We start from the raw sequence: 22,478 nt of genomic DNA, 5'->3' as shown, positions 1-22,478 counted from the left end.
TGAATAGCATATTCATTTCATTACGAAAAATTCCGTTTTGATGCTTTTAGATAACACAAAGGTTATGAGATGACGCCACGTCGCTTACGTCAGTTTTTGGCATTGATTGAACATGCGCACTTTGGTCGGGCAGCAAAAGCGTTGGGGGTTTCCCAGCCGGCACTGAGCAAAAGCATCCAGTTACTGGAGAGTGAACTGGGGGTCACGCTGTTCGATAGACGCACCGAAGGCGTCGTGCCGACTGCGTTTGGTCAATTGCTTCGTGAAAAGAGCCAGCGCCTGTTGATGGCAGAGGAGGACCTGCGGCGAGATATCGCCTTGCTGGCGGGAGGCGATATTGGAGCACTGAGGGTCGCGTTGGGTCCCTACCCAAGCATCGCCAGCGGTTATGCCAGCATCGCGCGATTGCATGCTCGGCATCCTCAAATCAAGGTCACTGCACATGTCGCCGGTTGGCGCGATGTTGCTCATCAGGTCGCCACAGGGGCAGTGGATCTGGGGATCGCCGAAATCAGCACGTTGCAAGGCAGGGAAGAGTTCACCTGTGAGCTGTTGGGCGAGCATGAGGGTCGTCTGTTTTGCCGTCCCGGCCATCCGCTGCTGTCGCAACGTCGTTCACTGACGTTGGCGCAAACGCTCGATTACCCGTGGGTGGCCTCGCGCATTCCGCTGCGGCTGGCGACCCATTTGCTCCCGGCTACATTGGGCTGCGCCGGTGCTTATGATGCGGTGACGGGGGATTTTGTACCGGCGATCGAAATAGACGTGCCGATGCAAATCGTTAGATTTGTCGAGAACAGTAATGCCCTGGCTTTAGGGAATTTATCGACTTTTGAGCAGGAAATCATGGCGGGAGAAATCGTACCGTTACCCATCCATGACCTCGCACTGCGCACCCGTTACGGCTTCATCTACCTTAAAGAGCGCTCACTGCCAACCGCGGTAGAGGTTTACATGAGGGAAGTGAGGGCCGTGGAACAAGAAATCTGTCAGCGGGAAATCCTTCTCGCCAAAATGAGGACGGAGTGAATACAGCGGTACACCTGAAGGACATCACCCGATAGTCGCTATAGCTTGCTGCACCTCTTCCCGCGTCGCCCTTGATCATTACTGAATTAATATTTTATTTGCCGATTGTGTAATGTTACCGATCGCGCTAAATTCCATCCAATAGCGTAATGACTTGGTATGACTATGAAACCTTGCGTAAAAAGCCTGGTGCTCGAACTGCTGGTCGCTAAAAACGGCATTCCCTTGCAGGTCAGGGAAGCCATTGCCGCGTGTGAGCTATTTGGAATCAGTGAAAACAACGTCCGGGTCACCCTGGCGCGGCTCACTATTGAAGCACTGCTTGAAGGTGCGGGGCGCGGAAGTTATCAGCTGGGACCACAGGCCAAGGACATTTCGGCGCAGTTGTTTGGGTGGCGTAGCGTGGATCAGCATCTGCGGCCGTGGGACGGTAGTTATCTGATGGTCGCGTGCAACGCCTTGGGGCGCAGTGACCGCAACATCTTGCGCCAGCGTGAACGTTCGTTGCACATGATGGGTTTCGCTGAGCTGGACAAGGATCTGTACGTGCGCCCGAACAATGTCGAGCCTGATGTCGAGTCGTTGCGCCGACACTTGATTGACCTCGGTCTGGAGCCCGCCGCCTTGGTTTTTCAGGCCATGGGCTTCGAAGATACGCAAGCACAGCGAATACAAGGTCTGTGGAATGGCGAATTGCTTAACGACAGCTATCGCCACAATTGCCAGCAAATGGAGAGCTGGGCATTGCGCGCCGAGCAACTGAGGCTTGATGCGACCGCACGCGAGTCTTTCATCCTCGGCCGCGAAGCCATCCGCCAGATAGTCTTCGATCCCCTGCTGCCGGAACCCTTGGTCGATGTGGCTGCGCGCACTGAATTTTTTGCCTGTACCAAACGTTTCGTGGATCAGGGTCACCAGATCTGGCGCACCTTTTTGCAACAGCCCTTAAGACTCAACTGACTCATCACCCAGGCTGGCTACAGGCCTTTGATGTAGAGGATAGACATGCATAACAAGACTAAGATCAGCGATATTCTCAGCCGCGATGAAATCAAATCTTTTAGCGAACGCTCAGACTGCTGGGGCGCCTGGGCGGTGGGTTCTACCTGGGGTGTGCTGGCCTTGACCTTTATGGGTCTGGCCTGGGCCCGCGAACTTTTGCCCGGGTGGGGATTCAGCCTCGCCCTGATCGTGGGTGTCGTCATTATTGCCGGACGGCAGTTGTGCTTCGGTATTTTGCAGCACGACGCTGCGCACGGCACTTTATTCAAGACCAAATGGTGCAATGATGTTTTGGTTGACTGGTTGTGCGCCCGGCCGATCTGGAATGAGCTGCGCAAGTACCGTCCCTATCATCTTACCCATCACGCCAAAACCTCTACCGTCGACGATCCCGATCTCTGTCTTGTGGCGGGGCTGCCTACGACTCGCCGCTCATTGATGCGCAAGTGTTTGCGTGATCTTTCTGGTGTTACCGGCCTCAAGTTCCTAGTGGGACGATTGCTGATGGACGCCGGCGTACTGCAATGGTCGCTGACCAGTGATATCCGCCGCCTGCCACAGGAAGGTCGTCATTGGTGGGACTACCCACGGACTTTCTTCAGAAACGCCAGCGGTATGCTGCTCACCAATGGCCTGCTCTTCGCTGCATTCTGGATCAGTGGAAATGCCTGGATGTACGGCGTTTGGGTGCTGGCCTATATCACACCGTTCCCGCTGTTCATCCGCATTCGCTCCATGGCGGAACATGCCTGTCTGGAATCAAGCCCGGACGTACTTCGCAATACTCGCACTACACAGGCTGGTTTGATCGCCCGCGCTTGCGTGGCACCTATTCGGGTCAACTTTCACATTGAGCATCATCTAATGGCGTCAGTGCCGTATTTCCGCTTGCCACAGTTACATGCGCTTTTGCGCGACCGTGGCGCCGTTCCGAAACCACCCACTTACTTGCAGGTGCTCCGGCAGTTGAGCGTTCGGGTTTACAAGTCTGATCGATAAACCGGGGTTTTCAGGAATTTGGGGGGCTATAAAAGTAGATGCTCATGAGCGCAACGCTATTAATGAGCTATACCCAATAGTCCCCCCACCGCTCTTCTTCCATTATTGGAGGTTGGCAATGAAACCCTGCTCCCCCCTGGCTACGCTGTTCGTCACCGCGATCCTCTTTGGCTGCACCAGCTCATCAAACCATTCAATGAACCTTCCTCTGGCAGCGACTCACAAAAATCCGGGGCATGTTGCCAATACCACGTTGACCGGCGTAGGCAATCAAACTAACTTTGACTTCAACGTTACAGGCGTTCCAATCGGAACCATCATGCCTCCGCGCTTGTACACGTTCATCAATAAAGGCAGTTGTCAGCAACCAGGACCAGCCGCCTACGCAATGAACGACAAGGTCGACACTCAATCCGCCACTGGTGACGGCGGTTGGAGCTTTTACAGAAGCGCGCCGATAACAATGCCAGATCTGCTCTCGGGTAATTATTCGGTTGTCGTGCGAACCTCACCCGAAGATGGCAACGTCGATATTTTTTGCGGCGATATAGCGCAAGCAACTCGATGACGCTGCTTAGTTCGTTTGGAAATAGAGACACCACCATATCCGGTGATTTCAGTGCGGTTTATTGGATTAATAGTGGGTGTACATACAGCTTGTAACCCTGGCTTTACATGCTGCCCCAAAAACATTACGAGCGACATGTTCAACCGAAAAAATCGCACTAGACTCCTTCTGCGCCTTAACCCGTGCAAGGTCAGGCAAATAGCGGGAATGATTCTGTACGCAGTAACTAGGCGAATTGCTCGGTGGTCAATGCACCAAGAATCAATGTAGATGTGCACTTATCACCTGGTTGATAACACCATGAAACAACGAGGAATCCTGGTATGGAACAGCTATCGGATCGTTTCAGGCTATCTATCGTGTTTGCTGCACTTTTGTCACTGAACGGACTTGCCCACGCGGCTCAAACGGAAAAGACCAATATCCTGTTTATCGTCTCCGACGATACCGGCTACGGCGACCTCGGTCCCTACGGAGGTGGGGTCGGTCGAGGAATGCCTACGCCGAGCATCGATGAGCTGGCGGCAGAGGGGGTCACTTTTTATTCTTTTTATGCCCAGCCAAGCTGCACGCCTGGTCGGGCGGCCATGCAAACCGGGCGTATTCCCAATCGTAGCGGCATGACCACCGTCGCCATGCAGGGCCAGGGCGGTGGCTTGCCGGCGGCCGAATGGACCTTGGCCTCGGTGCTCAAGACCGGCGGCTACGACACCTATTTCACCGGTAAATGGCACTTGGGCGAAGCGGATTATGCCTTGCCCAATGCGCAAGGCTACGACGTGATGAAATACGTCGGCCTGTACCACCTCAATGCCTACACCTATGCCGACCCCGAATGGTTCCCCGACATGGACCCGGAAACCCGCGCGATGTTTACCAGGGTGACCAAGGGCGCGATGTCCGGCAAGGCGGGCGAAAAGCCGATCGAAGAATTCAAGGTTAATGGACAGTACGTGGACACGCCTGTCGTGGATGGCAAACCCGGTGTGGTCGGTATCCCCTTCTTCGACAACTATGTCGAAAAAGCCGCACTTGAGTTTCTCGACACAGCGGCCAAATCGGACAAGCCGTTTTTCATCAACGTCAACTTCATGAAGGTGCACCAGCCGAACATGCCGGCACCGGAGTTTGTTCATAAGTCCATGTCTAAATCCAAGTACGCTGACTCCGTGGTCGAACTGGATACCCGCATCGGTCGCATTATGGACAAACTCAAGGCGCTTGGGATGGATAAAAACACCCTGGTGGTTTACACCACTGACAACGGCGCCTGGCAGGACGTTTATCCGGATGCTGGCTACACGCCGTTCCGCGGGACCAAGGGCACAGTGCGTGAAGGCGGTAACCGAGTTCCGGCGATTGCCGTCTGGCCAGAGAAAATCAAACCAGACACAAAAAACCACGAGATTCTTGGTGGCTTGGATTTGATGGCGACGTTCGCCTCTGTTGCTGGCGTGAAGCTGCCTGAGAAAGATCGCGAGGGTCAGCCGATCATCTTCGACAGTTACGACATGACACCCGTGCTCACCGGCACTGCCCCTTCGCCACGCAAAGAGTGGTTCTACTTTACCGAGAACGAATTGACCCCGGGTGCGGCCCGTGTTGGAAACTATAAGGCCGTGTTCAACTTGCGCGGTGACGATGGCGCGCATACCGGTGGTCTGGCGGTGGACGCCAACCTGGGGTGGAAAGGCGCAGAAAAATATGTGGCCACCGTGCCGCAAGTCTTTGACTTGTGGCAAGACCCGCAAGAGCGCTATGACCTCTTCATGACCACCTTCACGGAGCGTACCTGGACGATGGTGCCGATCACGGGCGCGATCATGAAACTGATGAAAACATACGTCGATTACCCGCCGCGCAAACTGCAAAGTATGGGTTATGACGGTCCTATCACGCTCTCGGAATACCAGAAATTCCAATCCGTGCGTGAGGCTCTGAAGAAAGAAGGCGTCAACCTGCCGATGCCAGCCGGCAACTGATCAATCAGCCGAAAAATGGCGATCTCAATAGAGGTCGCCACTTCGCAGCTTGAAGTTGGCGAACATCCACCACGCGTGAAAGATAAAGCAGTGGATATTTAATGGTCCACCTTCTCGCCCGGTTTTAAGGGGAGTAGTCCATGAAAGACATCTTGTTGGTTCGTCCGGCAATGCGTTGGCTCTGGCTTGTCTTGTTGTGGCCGATGCTGCTGCAAGCGGCCGAACCTTTACCCTCTTGGCATGAAGGCCCTTCCAAAAATGCCATTATTGAATTCGTCCAGGCAGTGACGGCGGATGGCTCCAAGGATTTTGTGCCACCGGCTGAACGCATTGCAGTGTTCGATAACGACGGCACGCTGTGGAGCGAACAGCCCATGTATTTTCAGATGCTATTCGCCCTTGAAGAGGTCAAACGCCTGGCACCCCAGCATCCTGAATGGCAACAACAGCAGCCGTTCAAGGCAGTTCTGGAAAACGAACAGAAAACGTTGGCTGGCAGTGGTATGGAGGGACTGATGAAGATCATCGATGCCACCCATACCGAGATCAGTACTCAAGCCTTTTTGGCCAATGTCCGAGCATGGCTCGCCAAGGCCGTGCACCCCAAAACCCATAAGCCCTACACCGAAATGGTTTATCAGCCAATGTTGGAATTGCTCGCCTATTTGCGAGCTAACGGCTTCAAAACCTACATCGTGTCCGGAGGCGAAGTGGAGTTCATGCGCGCCTGGGCAGAGGAAGTGTATGGCGTTCCACCGGAGCAGGTGATCGGGACTACCTTCACCGCTGAGTATCAATATAACGCAGGCAAGCCGGTGATCATGCGCATGCCCAAGCTCGCTCATAACGACGATGGGCCGGGTAAACCCGTCAGTATTGACGCCGTTATAGGCCGCCGCCCGATCTTCGCTTTTGGTAACTCCGATGGCGATCAGCAGATGTTGCAATGGACCGCCGCGGGCGACGGAAAACGCTTCATGGGACTTGTGCATCACACCGATGCACAGCGTGAATGGGCGTACGACCGTGATTCAAAGATCGGCAAGTTGGACAAAGCGTTGGACGAAGCCCAGGCGCAGAACTGGACGGTGGTGGATATGGCGAAAGAGTGGGTGAAAATCTACCCTTTTGATACCGCGGCGCCGTGAAACCTATTGCCTCTACCGCTTCACTGCGGCTTGGGCTGTGACGATTGTAATTGGAGTTATTTGGGAAACAACAGCGTAAATGCCACCCGAAATCCCCAGCCCTCAGCACCGTCTTTCGGGCTGTCAACCCAGTAACGAGGACCTGCTTGCAGGCTCATGGGTTGATGACCCACTTTGAACAACTGGGTGACGGAGAGATTGATCGGCACTGACCATTCGCGGGTTTGCCAGTCGTAGGTGGATTCGGTGTTGATGCCATAGGTGGTGTAGGTATGGGTGGTGTAACTAAAGAACGGTTGCAGGAAGGTTTGGTTGATTTTGTCTTTGTCATCGGGCGGGCTGTTTTCCAGCGACCAGATGTGGTTAGCCAGAATGCCGCGGGTCCAGCCATTACTTTGTTTGAGGGCAACCACAGTGGGACCCGCCCCCCATTGTTCACCGCTCAACAGGTCATCGCTGCCGGTCGGCACCAGAATTGCCGGCCCCGCCCCCCAGATCCACCCGCTCGCGGTTGGGTGCTTGGGTGAAAAAAAGAAGCTCTGGGTCACGTCACCGATACCGGATTTGTCCGCCTGCCCACCAGGTACCAGGCCATGCTGATCGATAACGGGCAGGATGGTTCGGGAAATAAGATTCCACTTGTCGTTGAGGCTGAATGGCAGCACGGGCTGGATATTGGTGACGCTTTGATACCCCTCGCCACTGGGGCCAAGTTTCTGGTTCCAGTTGTATTGAATAGGCACGCTGTAAAGCGCAGCAACCGGATTCAGGGCTTGTTTCGCCAGCTCGGCCTGGCTATCGGCGGTAAGACCGATCGTGGGCCAAATCACTGTCAAAGCCATAGGAGTCGTGAGGAGAATGCAAATTTTCATCAGTAGCTCCTTCTCGATATCGAGAATATGGACTACGAATTAAGGGGGGCGTGGGCGAATAAACCGGCCCCAGTCAGCGTAGTTCAGGTTCTCCCGACACATGCCAATTCGCCTTCAGAAGTGCGTGGGGCAACGGGTGGTGAATCCAAGGACAGGAGGCCGCCAGCATCCCTAATTCGGAAACGATGTTTGTCGAGGTTCATATGCAAACCAGAACAACAGCCTTACCCGCCCTTACGCTTCTTGCGCTGTGCTCTCAGCAAACCTGGGCTGGCGGCATCATGCTTTACGAAATAGGCACGGATAACGTCGGCTTGGCCAACGCCGGTGCCGCCGCACGGGCTCAAGGCCCATCGACCATCGCCAGTAATCCGGCGGGCATGAGCTACCTGCCGGGCACGCAGATCACCGGCGGTTTGCAGGTGCTTTATGGCGACCTGACCTTCGACCGCGATTCCGATACCAACGTCTCGGGCAGCGGCAGTGGCAACGCTCTTGATCCCATTCCCGGCGCCAGCTTTTTCATCAGCCACGAACTGGATGACCACTGGAGCGTCGGCTTCGGTCAGTACGGTGACTTCGGGTTGGCGGTCAATTACGACAACGCATGGTCAGGTCGTTACTTCGCGCAGAACGCCAGCCTGCTTGGTTTGTCGATGGTGCCGAGCGTGGCGTACCGCTTTAACGAGCGGTGGTCAGTGGGGCTCGGCGTGAGAGCCATGTACGGCATGTTGCAAGCACAGACCGCCATTGACCGCTCGCCGTTCGGCTTCACCGACCGCAGCGACGGGCAGTTCAAGTACAAGGACCAGGATTGGGGTTTTGGTGCCAACGCGGGCGTGATCTACGCCCCACAACCCGGCACGCGCATCGGTCTGACTTACACCAGCAAAGTCGACCTGGAATTCGAAGACGGGCTGGACGTCAAGGGCGATGGCCGGTTGCTGGAGCGGGTCAATGGCACCAACACCCAACTGGATATGACGGTGCCGCAAACCGTCACCTTGAGTCTGTTCCAGCAACTCGACCGGCAATGGGCGTTACTGGCTTCGGTCAACTGGCAGGACTGGTCGGAGTTCGGCGACATCGCCGTGCAGGTCGATACCACCGCGCTGGGATCGCAATCGAGAACCGTCGATGCCAACTTCAAGGACACCTGGCATCTCTCCCTCGGCACGCAATACCAGGCGACCGAGCAACTGTTGTGGAACTTCGGTGTGGCGTATGACAGCAGCGCCGTCTCGGACAGCAACCGTACCTTTACCGTGCCCATGGGCGAATCCTGGCGCATTGCGACAGGGGCTACCTATGCTCTGAACAAAGACACCGATGTCAACGTCAGCTGGGTCATGACCTGGCTCGGCGACATGCCGGTGGACCAGACCAAATCCGTGTCGGGCAATCGAACTTCCGGCCAGTTCGACAACGCCTGGATTCAAGCCTTGACCGGAAACATGACCTGGCGATTCTGAAGTACCGCCTACAAAAAAACGATACTACCCAAGGAGCACATACCACCATGAACTTGTCCCGAAAATCACTTATCGGCGCCGCATTGTTCGGGCTCTTCCTCGTTGGTTGTACATCGAAAGTCACCGAACAGAGCCAGTATTCCGGCTTCCTGCCCAACTACAACAACCTGCAAGAAGTGACCACCACCAGTGGCGAGAAGACCATGCGCTGGGTGAGTCCGTCGTGGAATCCGAATGCGTATGACACAGTGGTATTCAACAAGCTGGAACTCTATCCCGCACCCAAACCCAATGAACGAGTCAACCAGCAGACGCTGGACGAATTGCAAAACTACATGACCAGCAAAGCCAAAGGCGTGCTGGGCCAGAAATACCGGGTGGTGTCGAACGAGAGCACAGCACCGGCCGGGTCAAAACCCCTGATCCTGCGCGCAGCAATCACCGGAGTCAGCGCCTCCAACGAAGGCATGAAATGGTATGAAGTGGTTCCGATCGCGGCCGTGGTGGGAGCCACGCAAGCTGCCACCGGTCACCGCGATCAGGACACTAACCTGTTCATCGAAGCCGAGTTGATCGACGCGAAAACCAGCCAGACCGTCGCCAAAGTTGTACGCAAGGTATTTGGCAGTCAGCTGTCGAACGAGAGCCAGAAAATCACCACGAAAGACTTCAAGGCCGCCATCGACAAATTGAATGCCGATCTCTGGGCGTTCATCCGCAGCTGAGCCCTTTTTCAACCGCCAACACGGGTTGGCGGTTGAACAAACCTCAAGCAAAGGACAACTGACATGTGGACCTGTTCATCGCTTCGATTCTCAACATTGCAAATGCCGTTACTCGCCGCAGCGCTCATCGCCAGTGTGCTGATGCTGAGTGCATGCGCGACGGTCGATGCCCAGACGACCGCGTACGTCGGGGTTGAGCATCCCGCGCCGACCCTGCCCAGCGAAGTCGAGGTATTGCGCGTAGAACCTACGCGATCCAATGTGCAACTGGGCGATATCCTCATCGATGCCAGTGTCGACCCGGCGCCGCCCATCACTCAGGTTGAACAGAAACTGCGTGAAGAAGCGGCCAAGCTTGGCGCAGACGCGGTGGTCGTCGTTTATGACCACATTCAGCCAGTCGCAGCTTACGTGACTGGCCCTCTGTGGAGCCGTGACATCGAAACGATCCAGGGACGCAAGCTCAAAGGCATTGCCATCAAATACCAATAACGAGGTGCACAATAATGAAAGCTATCCTGTCCTGGCTGGCGCTTACGTTGACGACAGTGCTGATCAGTGCCTGCTCGGCCGTGGGATCAACCGATGGTGGTGCCGGTGAAATCGAAATCCGCTCGGGGAAGATTGAGCAGATTTCGGTAACGCAGATGCAGACCAATCACGACAGTGGCATCGGCGCCGTTCTCGGTGGCCTCGGCGGTGTCGGTCTTGGCAGCCTGATCGGCCGCGGCACCGGGCGGGATGTCGCCATGGTGGCCGGCGCGCTCGCCGGTGCTGTTGGCGGGAACTACGCAGAGAAGAAAAAGTACGACCAGCCGATAGAGGCGCAACAGATCATCGTGCGGGTCAAAAGTGGCGTACTGGTGTCGGTTACCCAGCCGATCAATCCATCCCTGGGTAAAGGTATGAGCGTTTATATACAAGGCTCAGGTAATGATGCCCGAGTGGTACAGCAAGGCGGTTAAGGTCAGGGCAAGGGTCAGGTTTCATCCAAGTAACTGACGACGCCTGGCTCCCGGCGACATTGCAAACCAGCGCCTGCAAGCACGATTGAACACACTCTGTTCGCTGTAGCCGAGGAGACCGGCGACCTGGGACATCGGCATGTGCCTTTGCGCCAGATAGTGGTCGGCACGGTCGCGGCGGAGGGCCTCCACCAAATCATCGAAACTTTGCCCGTGCTCGGCCAACCTTCGTTGCAACATACGTACATGCATACCGAGCTGCTCGGCAATCAATGGCAATCGGCAACGCTGTATCGGCATCATGCGCAGGACCAGGCGCTCTACTTGATCGACGACATCCGATGTCGCTTGCAAGTCGAACTGGGCGAAATACTGCTCCAGTGCCTGATGCAGGAAGGGGGCCTGCTGCTCGATGCGCTGACTCAGTTGTTCGTCACGCAGGACGAGTGCGTTGCAGGATTGGCCCCTGTAAACCGTCGTTTTGAAATAACGCCGGTAACGTGCCTGCACCAGTGACTGATGGCTGGAAAACAGAACGGACTGAGCAACGAAATCGGCGCCATACAGCAACTTCATGCCGTTATGCGCCATCCCCATCGCCAGTTCCTCCATTTGCCGGCGCGGGCTCGGTCCGGACAACCGGATATCGATGACCAGACGCGGAGCGTTGGCCTCGCTCAGATCGAGATCCAGCCGGATGCCCGGGCTGTGGTAACCGATAAACCGGATGATTTGCGCCAACGCCTCTCCCGCCGTGGCGCACGTTCGGGCAATCACCGCAATGGGCCCGAGAATATGCAAGTCCTGATACTCGGCCATGCGCAGACCAAAATCGGAGCACTCCAGCTCTCGCGCAGCAAACTCCAGCAGGTCTACTAAGGAACGTAATGGCACGCGCGCGTCCTCGTCCATCAACAGGTCCGGGTTGATGCGGAAGCGTTCAAGCATGAGGTCAGCTTGCCCGCCGAGCTGGCTCGTCACTTCACGGAATCCGGTGAATGACGTTGTTCGGATTAAAGAAGTCATGTCATCAAATATCAAATAAATGTCATGAAAGGTCAATAACACTCTGGGCATACGCGTTAACAATCCATCCCGACACATCCCCTACTGCTTCCTGACGAAGCAGCCCCAATTTGCTCGCTCGGGATCAATCTGTGATGGAATTCGACTACGTAATCATCGGCGCCGGCTCAGCCGGCTGCGTCCTGGCTAATCGCCTAAGTGCAAATCCCAATGTCACCGTCTGTTTGCTGGAGGCCGGGCCGGAAGACCGCTCGCCATTGATCCACGCACCCGTGGGAGTCGCGGCGATTGTGCCGAGCCGACATGTCAATTGGGCGCTCCAGACAGTACCTCAGCCTGGCCTGAACGGACGTCGTGGCTATCAACCTCGCGGCAAGGCGCTGGGTGGCAGCAGTTCAATTAACGGCATGGTTTATATCCGTGGACATCACAGTGACTTTGACGACTGGCAGGCCCTGGGTAATCCGGGATGGTCGTTCTCCGATGTACTGCCGTACTTTCGCAAGAGTGAAATGAACCACCGCGGGGCCTGCGACTATCACGGAGCGCAAGGCGAGCTTTATGTCGGCAGGAACCCGATGCATCCCGTCACCCAAGCCTTTATCGAGGCGGGACAGATGGCCGGACACCGCCATAACCCTGACTTCAACGGCATCGACCAGGAAGGTGTCGGCCAGTTCGACGTGACTATCCGCGACGGTCGGCGCTGGAGCACGGCCACCGCTTTCCTCAAACAGATTCGCCAGATCCGCAAGAACCTTACCGTGCTGACTTCAGTCGCCGCCGAGCGCATCGTACTGGAAGGCAAGAAGGCCGTCGGCGTGGAGCTGCGCATCAAGGGCAACCGCCAGACCATCAAGGCTCGCCAGGAGGTACTGCTCAGTGCCGGATGTTTTGGTAGTCCGCACTTGTTGATGCTCTCGGGAATTGGCCCGCAGGCGGAACTCAAGCCTCAGGGCATACCTGTGCAGCACGAACTTCCCGGCGTTGGGCAGAACCTGCAAGACCATCCGGATGTGGTGCTCCGCTACAAGAGCCACGATAGGTCATTGATGGGAGTTTCCCTGCGCGGTGGCGCAAAGATGGGCAAGGCACTGATCGAATATGCCCGGCATCGAAGCGGCCCCTTCGTCAGCAACTTCGCCGAAGGCGGCGGTTTCCTGAAAACCGATTCCGGACTTGCTCGCCCGGATATCCAGCTGCATTCGGTGATTGCGATGATTGACGATCACAACCGCAAGCTGCACTGGGGGCATGGTTTCAGTTGCCACGTTTGCGTATTGCGCCCCAAGAGCATAGGCAGCGTTGGCTTGCAATCGAATGACCCGAGCGCCCCACCCCGCATCGATCCCAACATTCTGGGGCATGACGATGATGTGGAGACCCTGCTCAGCGGATACCGAATGACCCGGGAGATTATCCAGCAAGCCCCAATGGCACGTTACGGTCTGAAAGATATGCACAGCGACGGGATATATGGTGACGAACAACTGATCGAGCTGTTGCGCCAGCGCACCGACACCATTTATCACCCGGTCGGCACCTGCAAAATGGGAACCGACGAGCAGGCGGTGGTGGACAGCCAATTGCGTGTGCATGGGATCGAGGGACTCCGCGTTGTGGATGCCTCGATCATGCCGACACTGATTGGCGGCAACACCAATGCCGCTTCAATCATGATTGCCGAGCGCGCCGCCGACTGGGTGTCCGCGAGCGGGCGATCCTGACTGTCAGTTCGCTAATAGGGCCGCCTTTGGAGCACTTCGCGAGCGGCGGCTTTGAGTCCAGGCTGTGTGAAAACGCCCAGGATTGTCTAACCGTCTGGACGTTAAGATCGTAAGGGAGACGATCATGAAGCGATTCATTGTAGGCGCGGCGCGGATGTCTACACTTCACCAGTGCGACAAAACGATTTAAGTGAGCCGCTTGCATTGCAATTTAAAAGACATTCCTCGCTGCGGCCGACTTTCCCGACGAAAGCATGAACGCCAAGGTGAAGTGATGCGCACTTTTCTCTCATGAACCATTTCGGTATTGGACTGATCGCCTTCATGTGTATCTTTGGTGGCGCTCTGATCGGCATTTTTGCTGCGCGATCTTTGCCCGAGCATCACCTCAGTAATGAGTCGCGTAACGCGATCACAGTGTCGGCGGCGATTGTCGGCACGCTGTCGGCATTGGTGATCGGCTTGATGATTTCAACGGCGAACAGTTCATTTTCGTCACGGTCGGCTGAAGTGTCCAAAATCGCAGTGGACATCGTCCGCATCAACCGTTTGATGCAACGTTACGGACCTGAGGCGGATGGTGCGCGTGCCAAGTTGCGCACCTACGCCAGTGCGAAAATGCAAGAGTTGTTCCCGGTGGCTGGGGAACCTCCTCGATCAACCGACGCGACTGTTCAGATGATGGAGGCGACACAGGACTCGATTCTAATGCTCGTTGCGACTAATCCGAGGCAGCGCTGGCTCCGCACGCAGGCACTCACGCTTTCGGACGACGTGTTACAGGCGCGCTGGCTGCTGGCGGAACAACGTGTCAGCAACATTCCGATGCCATTCCTGATTCTGCTGATTTTTTGGCTTGGACTCGTTTTCTCCAGCTTTGGCTTGTTCGCACCTCGCAATGCCACGACGATCGCCGTTTTCTGCCTCTGTTCGATTGCGGTTTCGGGAGGCATCACCATGATCCTGGAGCTGGACTCGCCCTTCTCCGGCCTCGTCCATGTCTCCGGCGAGCCGATGCGCCAAGCTTTGGCCGAGATCATCCGGTAACTGATTAGTCGAGGGAGGGTCCAGTCATCGCATCAAATTTGCCTAGAAGATCTCGCTATATTCGGAACTGTTACACACGAATGTCTTTTTAGGGGTTACGGTTGGGTCGATTGCTGTCCATTTCTACTGCTATTTCCGGCTTCGGGTTCTATGTAACCAGGGTCAACTCAAATAGCGACTGGAGAATTGTCCAGAATAGTTATGCCAAGGTTACTGAAGTGCTCGGATTAGCCAAAAATTCCAGACGCGCTCCTACCGACTGTCTTGGGATTTTTGCCTCTCGCCACCGTCAGCCAAGGGTCGTTTTCTGCTTGTCACCAGCGTCAACTTTGGGTTGATTACCGCCAGTGACGTCCAGGACGGGAGTCCTTCCAGCGAGGTCGTTCGGGTTAGCCACCAAATGAAAGCCTTTCAACGACTAGCCCGTTAGTCTCGTGAAAATCCATCTACATCGACTTGATCGAAACCACTTCCACAAATCGGAATTTTTTCCTAGCCACCCTAGTCGCTTCTTGCTCAGCTAGGAGGGTGCTCAACGTATCGGCCTCATGGACCATCTCGTGCGTCTTGCCTTCAAATTCATTGCCCACCCGAAGCGTGACTTTTAGCCTAGGTGTAAATGCTTTCGCGACCTTCTTTTTCTCTGCCACCTTCGTCGACTGCGCGATCACGATATCCGTGAGAGGCTTTTGCACAGGAGGCGCATTGTCCTGCGCAACCGGCTCGTCAGCACCGAACAGCGCCCGGCGCATCTCTTCTTCAGTTAGTTCTGGGCTCATGCCGATTCTCGGAGGGATGTTATGAATAGCTAGTACGATTCTATCAGCATGACGAATTTCTCCAGTAGCGAGTCTCCTCTTGATCAGCTCTAACACCTGGCGACCGTGGCTGGAGGATTTAGGTTCGCTGTGTATCGATGCTGCCACGTGAGACCGAACCACAGCTGACTGAGGCGACAGGCGGCAATCGGCCAAAAGCAGGCATTAGACGCGTGTACGAACCCAGCGGCTATTCACTGCTCTAAATCCCGCTGTCTGCCGAAGACGTTCACGAGCGCCGACGCCCTATTGCATCGGTCTCGCTGATCCCGTCTCGCACCACCCCGAAAGCATGTGAGGTCAGGGTGCGGGGGCTGCCGGTGTTGATTCCGTACGTCGCACTATCCGGCCATCGACGTCCAGGCCTTCCCAAGGGCTGCCCTGGCTACAGGTAAACTCGAGGCGTAAAAAAGCCCGCGTTGAGCGGGCATCGGAAATCGTCCGAACTAATTCAGGCACCTGATTCAGGGTCACTCGCAGGCATACCGCGAGCTTCCTCATCGTTTTCGTCCTGATCGTCCATCTGTGGGTCGGCGTCAGGGTTATCGATTCGACCGCTCTGTCCAGCTTCTGGATGCTCACTCGACACCGAGTTATTTGCATCCACGTCAGTCATGTCTTCGTCGACAGGAGCCTCGTCGTCTGGAGGCAGCGGAACTTCGGGCTCGTCCCTCTTGGGGGCATGGCCGGTTTCGTTGTCCGTCGTGCGCGTTTCGGGCTGCTGTGATTTGTTGCCAGGTGCGTTCTCGTCAATTTCCATGCTGAACCTCCGTACTGATGCGCGGGATGTCCGTGCTTGAACATGAGAAACGGCAAAGCGTTACAAGTGCAGCGCAGTGGACGAACGGAGAAGAAAAACCCGGCTCACTGGCCGGGCTTTCTCTCCTATCTCCTATCGTCTGAAAGCGGTGTCTGTTCATCCGCCTCTGGGGTAGTCCTCTCACCAGGATCCTTCCAGTCTTCTGGACGATCATCGCTTGGATTTTTCAACGGATCGTATTTGTTCGGATCGTCTGGATCTAGCGTCGGCTCATCTGAACCTGGCTCAGGCTTGGATGGAACAGAACCTTGTGTTTGGTTTTGAAAACTCGAATCGGTAGACATACCCACCTCACCAATGAGGTCCAGCTTTTCTGGGCCGTAATAGTTTGAATTTGGCAGGTGAAAAGTGTGCGACTGAGCAGATGAGCGGGCAGTAAAAAGCCCAGCGGGCGGCTGGGCTTTTGGAGTTGCACGGACTTGCCCCCCATCGGCATCACAACTGACCAGTCATTTGCAGCCGACTTGACCAGCGCACGTGGGAATGACGACCGGCAGAGAACGGCCAGAAGCTGACTTTTGGGTTTTTGATGCCGACCGTCGGCGTTGGCCTTTTGTTGCAACGCTTGAGCGCCAGCAGTGCCCCTTTGCGGTCGGGGACGTCGGCGATAGTCACCGCAACAGCATGGGGTATCCCTGGGTGTCCATTAGCCGAAAAACCAGTAGCACACCACAATCGAGGCCACCACCCCGACCAGATCCGCCAGCAGGGCGCAGCCCACGGCATGGCGGGCGCGTTGCAGGCCGACCGAGCCGAAGTACACCGCCAGCACATAAAAGGTGGTCTCGGTGCTGCCCTGCATGGTCGCGGCGACCAGCGCCGGGAAGCTGTCGACGCCGTGGGTCTGCATAGTCTCGATCAACATGGCGCGCGCCGCGCTGCCGGAGAAGGGTTTGACCAGGCCGGTGGGCAGCGCCTCGACGAAGCGCGTATCCCAGCCCAGGCCCTCGACCAGCCAGCGGATTCCGTCGAGCGCCAGGTCCAGGGCACCGGAAGCGCGCAGTACACCCACGGCGCAGAGCATGGCGATCAGGTAGGGTAGGAGGTTTTTCGCCACCTCGAAACCTTCCTTGGCGCCCTCTACGAAGGTCTCGTAGACCGCCACCCGCTTCAACGCGCCCAGCAGTAGGAAGATCAGAATCAGGCCGAACAGGGTCAGGTTGCCGAGCAGCGAGGAGAGCGCCGCCAGCGCGGTCGCTGAGAGCCCGGCGAGTATCGCCATAAAGCCACCGAGCAGCAGCGCGCCCGCGCCGAACCAGGCCAGTAGCACAGGGTCCCAGAGTTTCAGGCGCTGCATCACGGCCACCGACAGCAGCCCGCTGAGGGTGGAGACGCTGTTGGCCAGCAGGATCGGCAGGAACACTATGGCCGGATCCGCCGCCCCTTGCTGGGTGCGGTACATAAAGATCGACACCGGCAGCAGGACGAAGGACGAGGCGTTCATCACCATGAACAGCACCTGGGCGTTGCTCGCCGCGATGTTGCTCGGGTTGAGTTCCTGCAAGGCCTTCATCGCCCGAAGGCCGATGGGCGTGGCGGCGTTGTCCAAGCCCAGGCCGTTGGCGGTGAAACTCAGGGTGATCAGGCCCAGGGCCGGGTGGCCACGCGGCACTTCCGGCATCAAGCGGGCGAACAGCGGGCTCAGCAGGCGCGCCAGCACATCGACCAGGCCGGCCTTCTCGGCGATGCGCAGGAAGCCAAGCCAGAGCGTCAGGGTGCCGAACAGCAGGACCATGACTTCGACCGACAGCTTGGCCATGGCGAACAGGCTTTCGACCATGGCGGCAAACACCGCCGGGTTATCCCCCAGCAACCAGCGGGAAAAGCCGGCAATCGCCGCCACCACGAAAAACCCAACCACAAGCCGTTGAGCATAGTTATCCCCCCGTTTTAATTGGCGGGATAATAGCGTGGCTTAGCAGGCCGGGGTGTGCCTATAAATCTGAGTGGCGGTTGGGCGGTTATCTACGTTGGCGACCTAAAGCGGACATTTATAAGGTGATTTTTTGATACCTCACCGTCTTTCTCATTGCTGCCCTTCAATTAGGATCCATATCCGTTGTAGCGCTCAAATTGGAAGCTCCCAGGAAGTAAAACATTCCACCAGCAACAATGAAGAGCGCAAGCATGTAGAAGATGTAGTGGGGAGGCTGAGTCGCCAATACGACTCCGCAAAGCACCGGTCCCAGTGCCGCGCCGAGGTTGGACAGGTTTTGTGCTCCGTAATACATGCCGCGCAGGTTGGCCGGAGCGATTTTGTCGATGAACATGTACTCGGCGGGGAATACGATGATCTCGCCGACCGTGAAAATGGCTATGGAAATGACCCAGAGCAGAATAGAGGTCGACAGGGCAAAACCCGCCAACCCCATCATGAACATACTCAGTCCCGCGGCCAGCCACAGATTCAGATGTCTGTGAGAGATCTTCCTGCCTATGGAGTATTGCAAGCTGATCACCATCAGCGCATTGGTCGCCACAACGGTACTGATGATCTGGTAGGTGGATTCTGGTGTAGTAGTGACCACCAGATACTGCGAGAGATAAGCGGTGAACTGGCCAAAGACCACCGCACTGAGCAGCCCACCAAGGGTGAAACACACCAACCGATAATCCTGGAGTAACAGTTTTCCCACGACCAGAAACGGTACTGGTTTCTGAGCTTCATCGGTAGCGTTCAGGTCTCTATTGCCCCAAACGAAATAGATGAAGAAGAATCCTGCTCCAAGCCCGGCAGATAACAGGAATGGCAAGCTGATATCCAGCTTGGCCATGCCAGCGCCAAGAAACGGGCCGACGGCATACCCGATATTGGTCAGCGTGTATTTGATCGAGAAAACTTCGCTGCGATCAGTGATGGGAAGCAGGCTGCCAAATCCTGATTTGACCGCGATATCAATGACCGCATAAGCCAGGTTGATCAGTACCAGGCAGCTGTAGAACAGCCAAAGATCGCGAGCCAGAAACGCCCCGAGAAACCCCAGCGTGAACACACCGCTTAAGCCCAGGATCAGCCGGTAACTGGACATCTTGTCGACAAGAAAGCCACCGTAAAGACTCAATAACGATCCGATGATCAGTGTGTTGCCAATAACCAGACCGATATCGGCGACGCTCAAGCTGAAACTGCCGGAAAGGTAAATGACCAGATAGGGCAAGGTGATTGCTCGCGCCAGGGTCAATATCAGGGACGCCGACAGCAGCAAATTTATTGTTGTCGGATAGTTTTTTAGCGTGGTCAGCATCCTTGCCTCATCGTTCAGCAGGTTGTGTTTATGGTGTTCGTCAGTCGCATAGTGTTGATTGATGCGCGAATCAAGCTTACTGGCGAATTGTGTTCTGATTTATGATGTTTTTTATCAGGTCGACAGAACTCAATTCATGAATGCGGGACGTCCATGTTTTCCTCCGAACGATTAAAGGGCATTGATGTATTTGTCTGCGTCGCCGACTCCGGCAGCTTCAAAGGCGCCGCCGAGCGGATGAGTCTGACGGCTTCGGCAATCAGCAAAGGGATAGCTCGACTGGAGAGCAGGCTTGGGACTCGGTTGTTCCATCGAACAACTCGAAGCTTGTCACTGACGGATGCGGGGATTGCGTTCTATCGCACATGCACAGGTGTGCTGGCTGACCTCGAAGAGGCTGAGCTGTCCCTGCTTGCCGAAAACACTGAGCCTCGTGGCAGGATTCGCATTGACCTTCCAGGTGCATTCGGCCGCCTGCAGGCACTTCCGGTTATTCTGCGATTTGCCCAGGAACATGCGCTGCTGCTCCCGCACATTTCGTTTTCCGACCGTTTCATCGACCCTATTGAGGAAGGTGTCGATATCGTCGTACGCATCGGTGGTTCGGACGTTTGGCCCGCCGCATTGGAACACCGCTACCTGGGCAGTGAGTGGCATATCTTCTGTGCGTCTCCCGCATATTTGAGTAAGCACGGCACGCCCGTGACCGATCGCGATCTGGAACAGCATCAGTGCATCGCTTACGGCTGGGCGGATGGAACGGTTAGCCCTTGGAGTTTTGCAGGAAAGCACCCGGGCGAAATTGAACGCAGGGCGATAGCCGCAAAGTTCGTTGTGGGAGATGGCGAAGGTCTGGTGATCGCGGTATCGGCGGGATGCGGGGTCGCGCAGTTACCTTCATGGTTGATCAAACGACAGCTTGAAGAGGGGACATTGGTTGAAGTGCTTCCCCACTTGGCAACCGATGGCCTGGCGATCAATCTGATTTGGCCAAAGAGCCGTCAGGCGCTTCCCAAGGTCAGTGCATTATTGGAGGCACTTGCCGCTGGTTTGGTGCCGTCTGCTAGAAAAATCCAATGACAGCTATGGGTCGGAAACAGTCGCTTATGGACGGCTGCTTTTGGCCCAGAGTGTGTAAAAACGTGAGATTGGGTTTTACATCGACGCTAGGAGACCGTGCTTACGTTTCGCAAACTGATCAAGTCCGTGACATTTACAGGAGCAGTTAAAACCGCTCAATAACTTCGTAGAGTCTTTTGGATGGGGTAAAAATGCCGGTTTTTACGCCGTTAACGCCTTCATCAAACCAGTGGTGCCGATGATTTTCATAACCCGCTTCAGGTTGTAGGCAAGCACATTCAAGCTCATCTCTGCGCTTACCCCGTTAAGCTTTCGGGTCAGAAAGTGCGTCGCACCCATCCATTGCTTGAGCGTCCCGAAGGGATGCTCAACAGTCCGTTTTCGGATCCGCATCATCTCCGGCGCGTTGCTCAGCCTGTTCTGCATTTCCTCCAATACGACCTCATGCTCCCATCGCCGAACTCGCCGTTCCTTGCTCGGTGTGCACTGCGATTTCAACGCGCAGCCCTGGCATTTCGAACTCCAGTAACGATGCAATTTCAGGCCTTTTTCAACGTAGGAATAGTGCCAGATCAGCGACTCTCCAGCCGGGCAAATGTATTCGTTTTTTGCCGCGTCATAGATGAAGGCATCATTATTGAAACGCCCGTCAGCCTTGGCTCCTGAGGTCATCGGCTTAGGCACATAGGCGGTAATGCTTGCATCGTGACAAGCCAGGATTTGTTCGCTTTTGAAGTAACCTCGGTCAGCCACTACCGACAACGTATCTGACGCCATTGCCTCTCGGGCCTGCTTGGCCATCGAGCTGAGTTGGTCGCGGTCAGAGCCGACGTTGGTCACCTCGTGTGCAACGATCAAGTGGTGCTGAGTATCGACCGCTGTCTGCACGTTGTAGCCGACGATTCCCGTGCCGCGCGTCATCATGGAGCTGCTGTCTGGATCGGTCAGTGAGACCTGTTTATCCGGCGATTCATTGAGCTGGATTTCGATCGCCTGAAGCTCTTTCATTTGAGTTTTGAGCTTGGCAATTTTCTCTTCCAGCCGCACGGCACTGGGCTCGGAAGTTGTTGGTTCTTGCCGATCGGCAGTATCGAGTGCCGTCAGGTAACGGTTGATGCTCGATTCAATTTCTTCCATTCGCCGCTTCAGTTTGGCGCTGGTGAAATTGCGGTCGCGGTTGTTGACTGCTTTGAATTTACTGCCGTCGATGGCGACCAGATTTTCTCCAAACAGTCCCAACTGCTGACACAGCACAACGAACTGGCGACAGACACCTCGGATGGCCTTGCTGTTGTCTTTTCGGAAGCTGGCGATGGTCTTGAAATCCGGCATCAAACGCCCGGTCAACCACATCAGCTCGACGTTGCGTTGAGCTTCTCGCTCCAAACGGCGGCTCGACTGGATGCGGTTGAGATAGCCGTAGATGTAGATCTTCAGCAGGATCGCGGGGTGGTAAGCCGGCCGGCCAGTATCTGCGGGAATGGCACCTTCAAAACCCAGATTGACCAGGTCAAGTTCGTCGACAAAGACGTCGACTACGCGCACCGGATTGGTATCGCTGACGTAGTCGTCGAGGCTCTCGGGAAGTAAGGTGCCTTGGCCTCGATGTTCACCTTGGATAAAGCGCTTCATGGGCGATCCCTGCGATGAAATCCTCAGAAATCATAGCAAGTGTTCGCGAAGGTGTTTTTACACACTCTGGGCCGATTTCTGCCTGTCGCGACCGGCTGAAACCGACCCTATGCAGCCGGTGAGCATCCCTGTCCCAGTAGGTCGGCAAAAACTTGAGGGCCCGGGCTGCGGCCCCGAATGGTTCCCATGACGGCATGCTTGATTTACGAGGAATACCGATGGGCTGACAACGCCCACTGAGTGGGCCAAAACGAGTGCTCCGGGAAAGCACTGCTAGATAAGCCGTCTTTAGGCTTGTTTGCCTTCGAAAATGACAGCGGC

At 55.8% G+C, this 22,478-nt stretch carries 19 protein-coding genes and 1 pseudogene; 13 read left to right on the top strand and 7 right to left on the bottom strand.

The features are described 5' to 3' along the window. The first annotated feature begins 69 nt into the window (after positions 1–69). The 6 genes from ACA070_RS11035 (at position 70) to ACA070_RS11010 (ending at position 6,728) form a co-directional block, all read left to right on the top strand. Positions 70–1,029: a LysR family transcriptional regulator gene (locus tag ACA070_RS11035; protein WP_497451135.1), complete on the top strand. Its 960-nt coding sequence runs from the start codon at positions 70–72 to the stop codon at positions 1,027–1,029. Positions 1,030–1,188: 159 nt separating this feature from the next. Continuing rightward, the gene (locus tag ACA070_RS11030; protein ID WP_497451134.1) at positions 1,189–1,989 is read left to right on the top strand and encodes a PaaX family transcriptional regulator C-terminal domain-containing protein; all 801 of its coding nucleotides are present in this window, start codon (positions 1,189–1,191) and stop codon (positions 1,987–1,989) included. A 45-nt stretch (positions 1,990–2,034) separates the two neighbouring features. Next, entirely contained in the window at positions 2,035–3,030 is a 996-nt protein-coding gene (locus tag ACA070_RS11025; protein WP_497451133.1) for a fatty acid desaturase family protein, read from the top strand. 118 nt (positions 3,031–3,148) lie between these two features. After that, on the top strand, positions 3,149–3,598 hold the full coding sequence (locus ACA070_RS11020; RefSeq protein ID WP_497451132.1) for a hypothetical protein: 450 nt from the start codon (positions 3,149–3,151) through the stop codon (positions 3,596–3,598). Positions 3,599–3,921: 323 nt separating this feature from the next. After that, positions 3,922–5,580, top strand: coding sequence for an arylsulfatase (locus ACA070_RS11015; RefSeq protein WP_497451131.1), 1,659 nt, complete (start codon positions 3,922–3,924; stop codon positions 5,578–5,580). Between the two features lie 140 nt (positions 5,581–5,720). Further along, complete coding sequence (locus ACA070_RS11010) at positions 5,721–6,728, top strand: HAD family hydrolase (RefSeq protein ID WP_497451130.1); 1,008 nt, start codon at positions 5,721–5,723, stop codon at positions 6,726–6,728. A 56-nt stretch (positions 6,729–6,784) separates the two neighbouring features. On the opposite strand, the gene ACA070_RS11005 is transcribed toward ACA070_RS11010, so the two are convergent. After that, the gene (locus tag ACA070_RS11005; protein WP_497451937.1) at positions 6,785–7,570 is read right to left on the bottom strand and encodes a transporter; all 786 of its coding nucleotides are present in this window, start codon (positions 7,568–7,570) and stop codon (positions 6,785–6,787) included. A gap of 233 nt (positions 7,571–7,803) precedes the next feature. Here ACA070_RS11005 and ACA070_RS11000 point away from each other — a divergent pair, with 233 nt between their 5' ends. The 4 genes from ACA070_RS11000 (at position 7,804) to ACA070_RS10985 (ending at position 10,762) form a co-directional block, all read left to right on the top strand. Then, on the top strand, positions 7,804–9,072 hold the full coding sequence (locus ACA070_RS11000; RefSeq protein ID WP_497451129.1) for an OmpP1/FadL family transporter: 1,269 nt from the start codon (positions 7,804–7,806) through the stop codon (positions 9,070–9,072). Positions 9,073–9,119: 47 nt separating this feature from the next. Further along, entirely contained in the window at positions 9,120–9,797 is a 678-nt protein-coding gene (locus tag ACA070_RS10995) for a DUF3313 domain-containing protein (RefSeq protein ID WP_497451128.1), read from the top strand. A gap of 63 nt (positions 9,798–9,860) precedes the next feature. After that, positions 9,861–10,289: a YajG family lipoprotein gene (locus tag ACA070_RS10990; protein WP_497451127.1), complete on the top strand. Its 429-nt coding sequence runs from the start codon at positions 9,861–9,863 to the stop codon at positions 10,287–10,289. Positions 10,290–10,303: 14 nt separating this feature from the next. Next, a complete protein-coding gene (locus tag ACA070_RS10985; protein WP_497451126.1) occupies positions 10,304–10,762 on the top strand; it encodes a glycine zipper 2TM domain-containing protein in 459 nt (152 codons plus the stop codon). 21 nt (positions 10,763–10,783) lie between these two features. Here the strand turns inward: ACA070_RS10985 and ACA070_RS10980 are convergent, their stop codons facing one another. Continuing rightward, positions 10,784–11,839, bottom strand: coding sequence for an AraC family transcriptional regulator (locus ACA070_RS10980; protein ID WP_497451125.1), 1,056 nt, complete (start codon positions 11,837–11,839; stop codon positions 10,784–10,786). Between the two features lie 83 nt (positions 11,840–11,922). Between ACA070_RS10980 and ACA070_RS10975 the strand changes: the two genes are divergently transcribed. Beyond that, positions 11,923–13,515: a GMC family oxidoreductase gene (locus ACA070_RS10975; RefSeq protein ID WP_497451124.1), complete on the top strand. Its 1,593-nt coding sequence runs from the start codon at positions 11,923–11,925 to the stop codon at positions 13,513–13,515. A gap of 291 nt (positions 13,516–13,806) precedes the next feature. Further along, positions 13,807–14,562: a bestrophin-like domain gene (locus ACA070_RS10970; protein ID WP_497451123.1), complete on the top strand. Its 756-nt coding sequence runs from the start codon at positions 13,807–13,809 to the stop codon at positions 14,560–14,562. A gap of 446 nt (positions 14,563–15,008) precedes the next feature. Here the strand turns inward: ACA070_RS10970 and ACA070_RS10965 are convergent, their stop codons facing one another. From ACA070_RS10965 to ACA070_RS10950, 4 genes and pseudogenes are all read right to left on the bottom strand, one after another. Continuing rightward, positions 15,009–15,341, bottom strand: coding sequence for a hypothetical protein (locus ACA070_RS10965; protein WP_497451122.1), 333 nt, complete (start codon positions 15,339–15,341; stop codon positions 15,009–15,011). Positions 15,342–15,831: 490 nt separating this feature from the next. Next, complete coding sequence (locus ACA070_RS10960; protein WP_497451121.1) at positions 15,832–16,140, bottom strand: hypothetical protein; 309 nt, start codon at positions 16,138–16,140, stop codon at positions 15,832–15,834. Positions 16,141–16,846: 706 nt separating this feature from the next. Then, positions 16,847–18,075, bottom strand: a pseudogene (locus ACA070_RS10955) (nucleoside recognition domain-containing protein). A gap of 164 nt (positions 18,076–18,239) precedes the next feature. Then, entirely contained in the window at positions 18,240–19,445 is a 1,206-nt protein-coding gene (locus tag ACA070_RS10950; protein WP_497451120.1) for an MFS transporter, read from the bottom strand. A gap of 153 nt (positions 19,446–19,598) precedes the next feature. On the opposite strand from ACA070_RS10950, the gene ACA070_RS10945 reads away from it, so the two are divergent. Continuing rightward, positions 19,599–20,525 carry a LysR family transcriptional regulator gene (locus tag ACA070_RS10945; protein WP_497451119.1) on the top strand — a complete coding sequence of 309 codons (927 nt, stop codon included), beginning with the start codon at positions 19,599–19,601 and terminating at the stop codon, positions 20,523–20,525. Positions 20,526–20,726: 201 nt separating this feature from the next. Here ACA070_RS10945 and ACA070_RS10940 read toward each other — a convergent pair whose 3' ends face one another. After that, the gene (locus tag ACA070_RS10940; protein WP_497451118.1) at positions 20,727–22,157 is read right to left on the bottom strand and encodes an IS1182 family transposase; all 1,431 of its coding nucleotides are present in this window, start codon (positions 22,155–22,157) and stop codon (positions 20,727–20,729) included. Positions 22,158–22,478: the final 321 nt, after the last annotated feature.

Source organism: Pseudomonas sp. LBUM1678 (genome assembly GCF_059695575.1).
The sequence above is the reverse complement of the archived record's forward strand: the minus strand, read 5'-3'. Positions and strand labels throughout refer to the sequence as shown.

Excerpts from the sequence above, each read along its gene's own strand:
- ACA070_RS10980 (WP_497451125.1), bottom strand. The coding sequence starts at position 11,839 with ATGCCCAGAGTGTTATTGACCTTTCATGACATTTATTTGATATTTGAT.
- ACA070_RS10965 (WP_497451122.1), bottom strand. The coding sequence starts at position 15,341 with ATGAGCCCAGAACTAACTGAAGAAGAGATGCGCCGGGCGCTGTTCGGT.
- ACA070_RS10970 (WP_497451123.1), top strand. The coding sequence starts at position 13,807 with ATGAACCATTTCGGTATTGGACTGATCGCCTTCATGTGTATCTTTGGT.
- ACA070_RS11015 (WP_497451131.1), top strand. The coding sequence starts at position 3,922 with ATGGAACAGCTATCGGATCGTTTCAGGCTATCTATCGTGTTTGCTGCA.
- ACA070_RS11005 (WP_497451937.1), bottom strand. The coding sequence starts at position 7,570 with ATGGCTTTGACAGTGATTTGGCCCACGATCGGTCTTACCGCCGATAGC.
- ACA070_RS11025 (WP_497451133.1), top strand. The coding sequence starts at position 2,035 with ATGCATAACAAGACTAAGATCAGCGATATTCTCAGCCGCGATGAAATC.
- ACA070_RS10940 (WP_497451118.1), bottom strand. The coding sequence starts at position 22,157 with ATGAAGCGCTTTATCCAAGGTGAACATCGAGGCCAAGGCACCTTACTT.
- ACA070_RS10950 (WP_497451120.1), bottom strand. The coding sequence starts at position 19,445 with ATGCTGACCACGCTAAAAAACTATCCGACAACAATAAATTTGCTGCTG.
- ACA070_RS10960 (WP_497451121.1), bottom strand. The coding sequence starts at position 16,140 with ATGGAAATTGACGAGAACGCACCTGGCAACAAATCACAGCAGCCCGAA.
- ACA070_RS11000 (WP_497451129.1), top strand. The coding sequence starts at position 7,804 with ATGCAAACCAGAACAACAGCCTTACCCGCCCTTACGCTTCTTGCGCTG.
- ACA070_RS11010 (WP_497451130.1), top strand. The coding sequence starts at position 5,721 with ATGAAAGACATCTTGTTGGTTCGTCCGGCAATGCGTTGGCTCTGGCTT.
- ACA070_RS10985 (WP_497451126.1), top strand. The coding sequence starts at position 10,304 with ATGAAAGCTATCCTGTCCTGGCTGGCGCTTACGTTGACGACAGTGCTG.
- ACA070_RS11020 (WP_497451132.1), top strand. The coding sequence starts at position 3,149 with ATGAAACCCTGCTCCCCCCTGGCTACGCTGTTCGTCACCGCGATCCTC.
- ACA070_RS10975 (WP_497451124.1), top strand. The coding sequence starts at position 11,923 with ATGGAATTCGACTACGTAATCATCGGCGCCGGCTCAGCCGGCTGCGTC.
- ACA070_RS11035 (WP_497451135.1), top strand. The coding sequence starts at position 70 with ATGACGCCACGTCGCTTACGTCAGTTTTTGGCATTGATTGAACATGCG.
- ACA070_RS10990 (WP_497451127.1), top strand. The coding sequence starts at position 9,861 with ATGTGGACCTGTTCATCGCTTCGATTCTCAACATTGCAAATGCCGTTA.
- ACA070_RS10995 (WP_497451128.1), top strand. The coding sequence starts at position 9,120 with ATGAACTTGTCCCGAAAATCACTTATCGGCGCCGCATTGTTCGGGCTC.
- ACA070_RS10945 (WP_497451119.1), top strand. The coding sequence starts at position 19,599 with ATGTTTTCCTCCGAACGATTAAAGGGCATTGATGTATTTGTCTGCGTC.
- ACA070_RS11030 (WP_497451134.1), top strand. The coding sequence starts at position 1,189 with ATGACTATGAAACCTTGCGTAAAAAGCCTGGTGCTCGAACTGCTGGTC.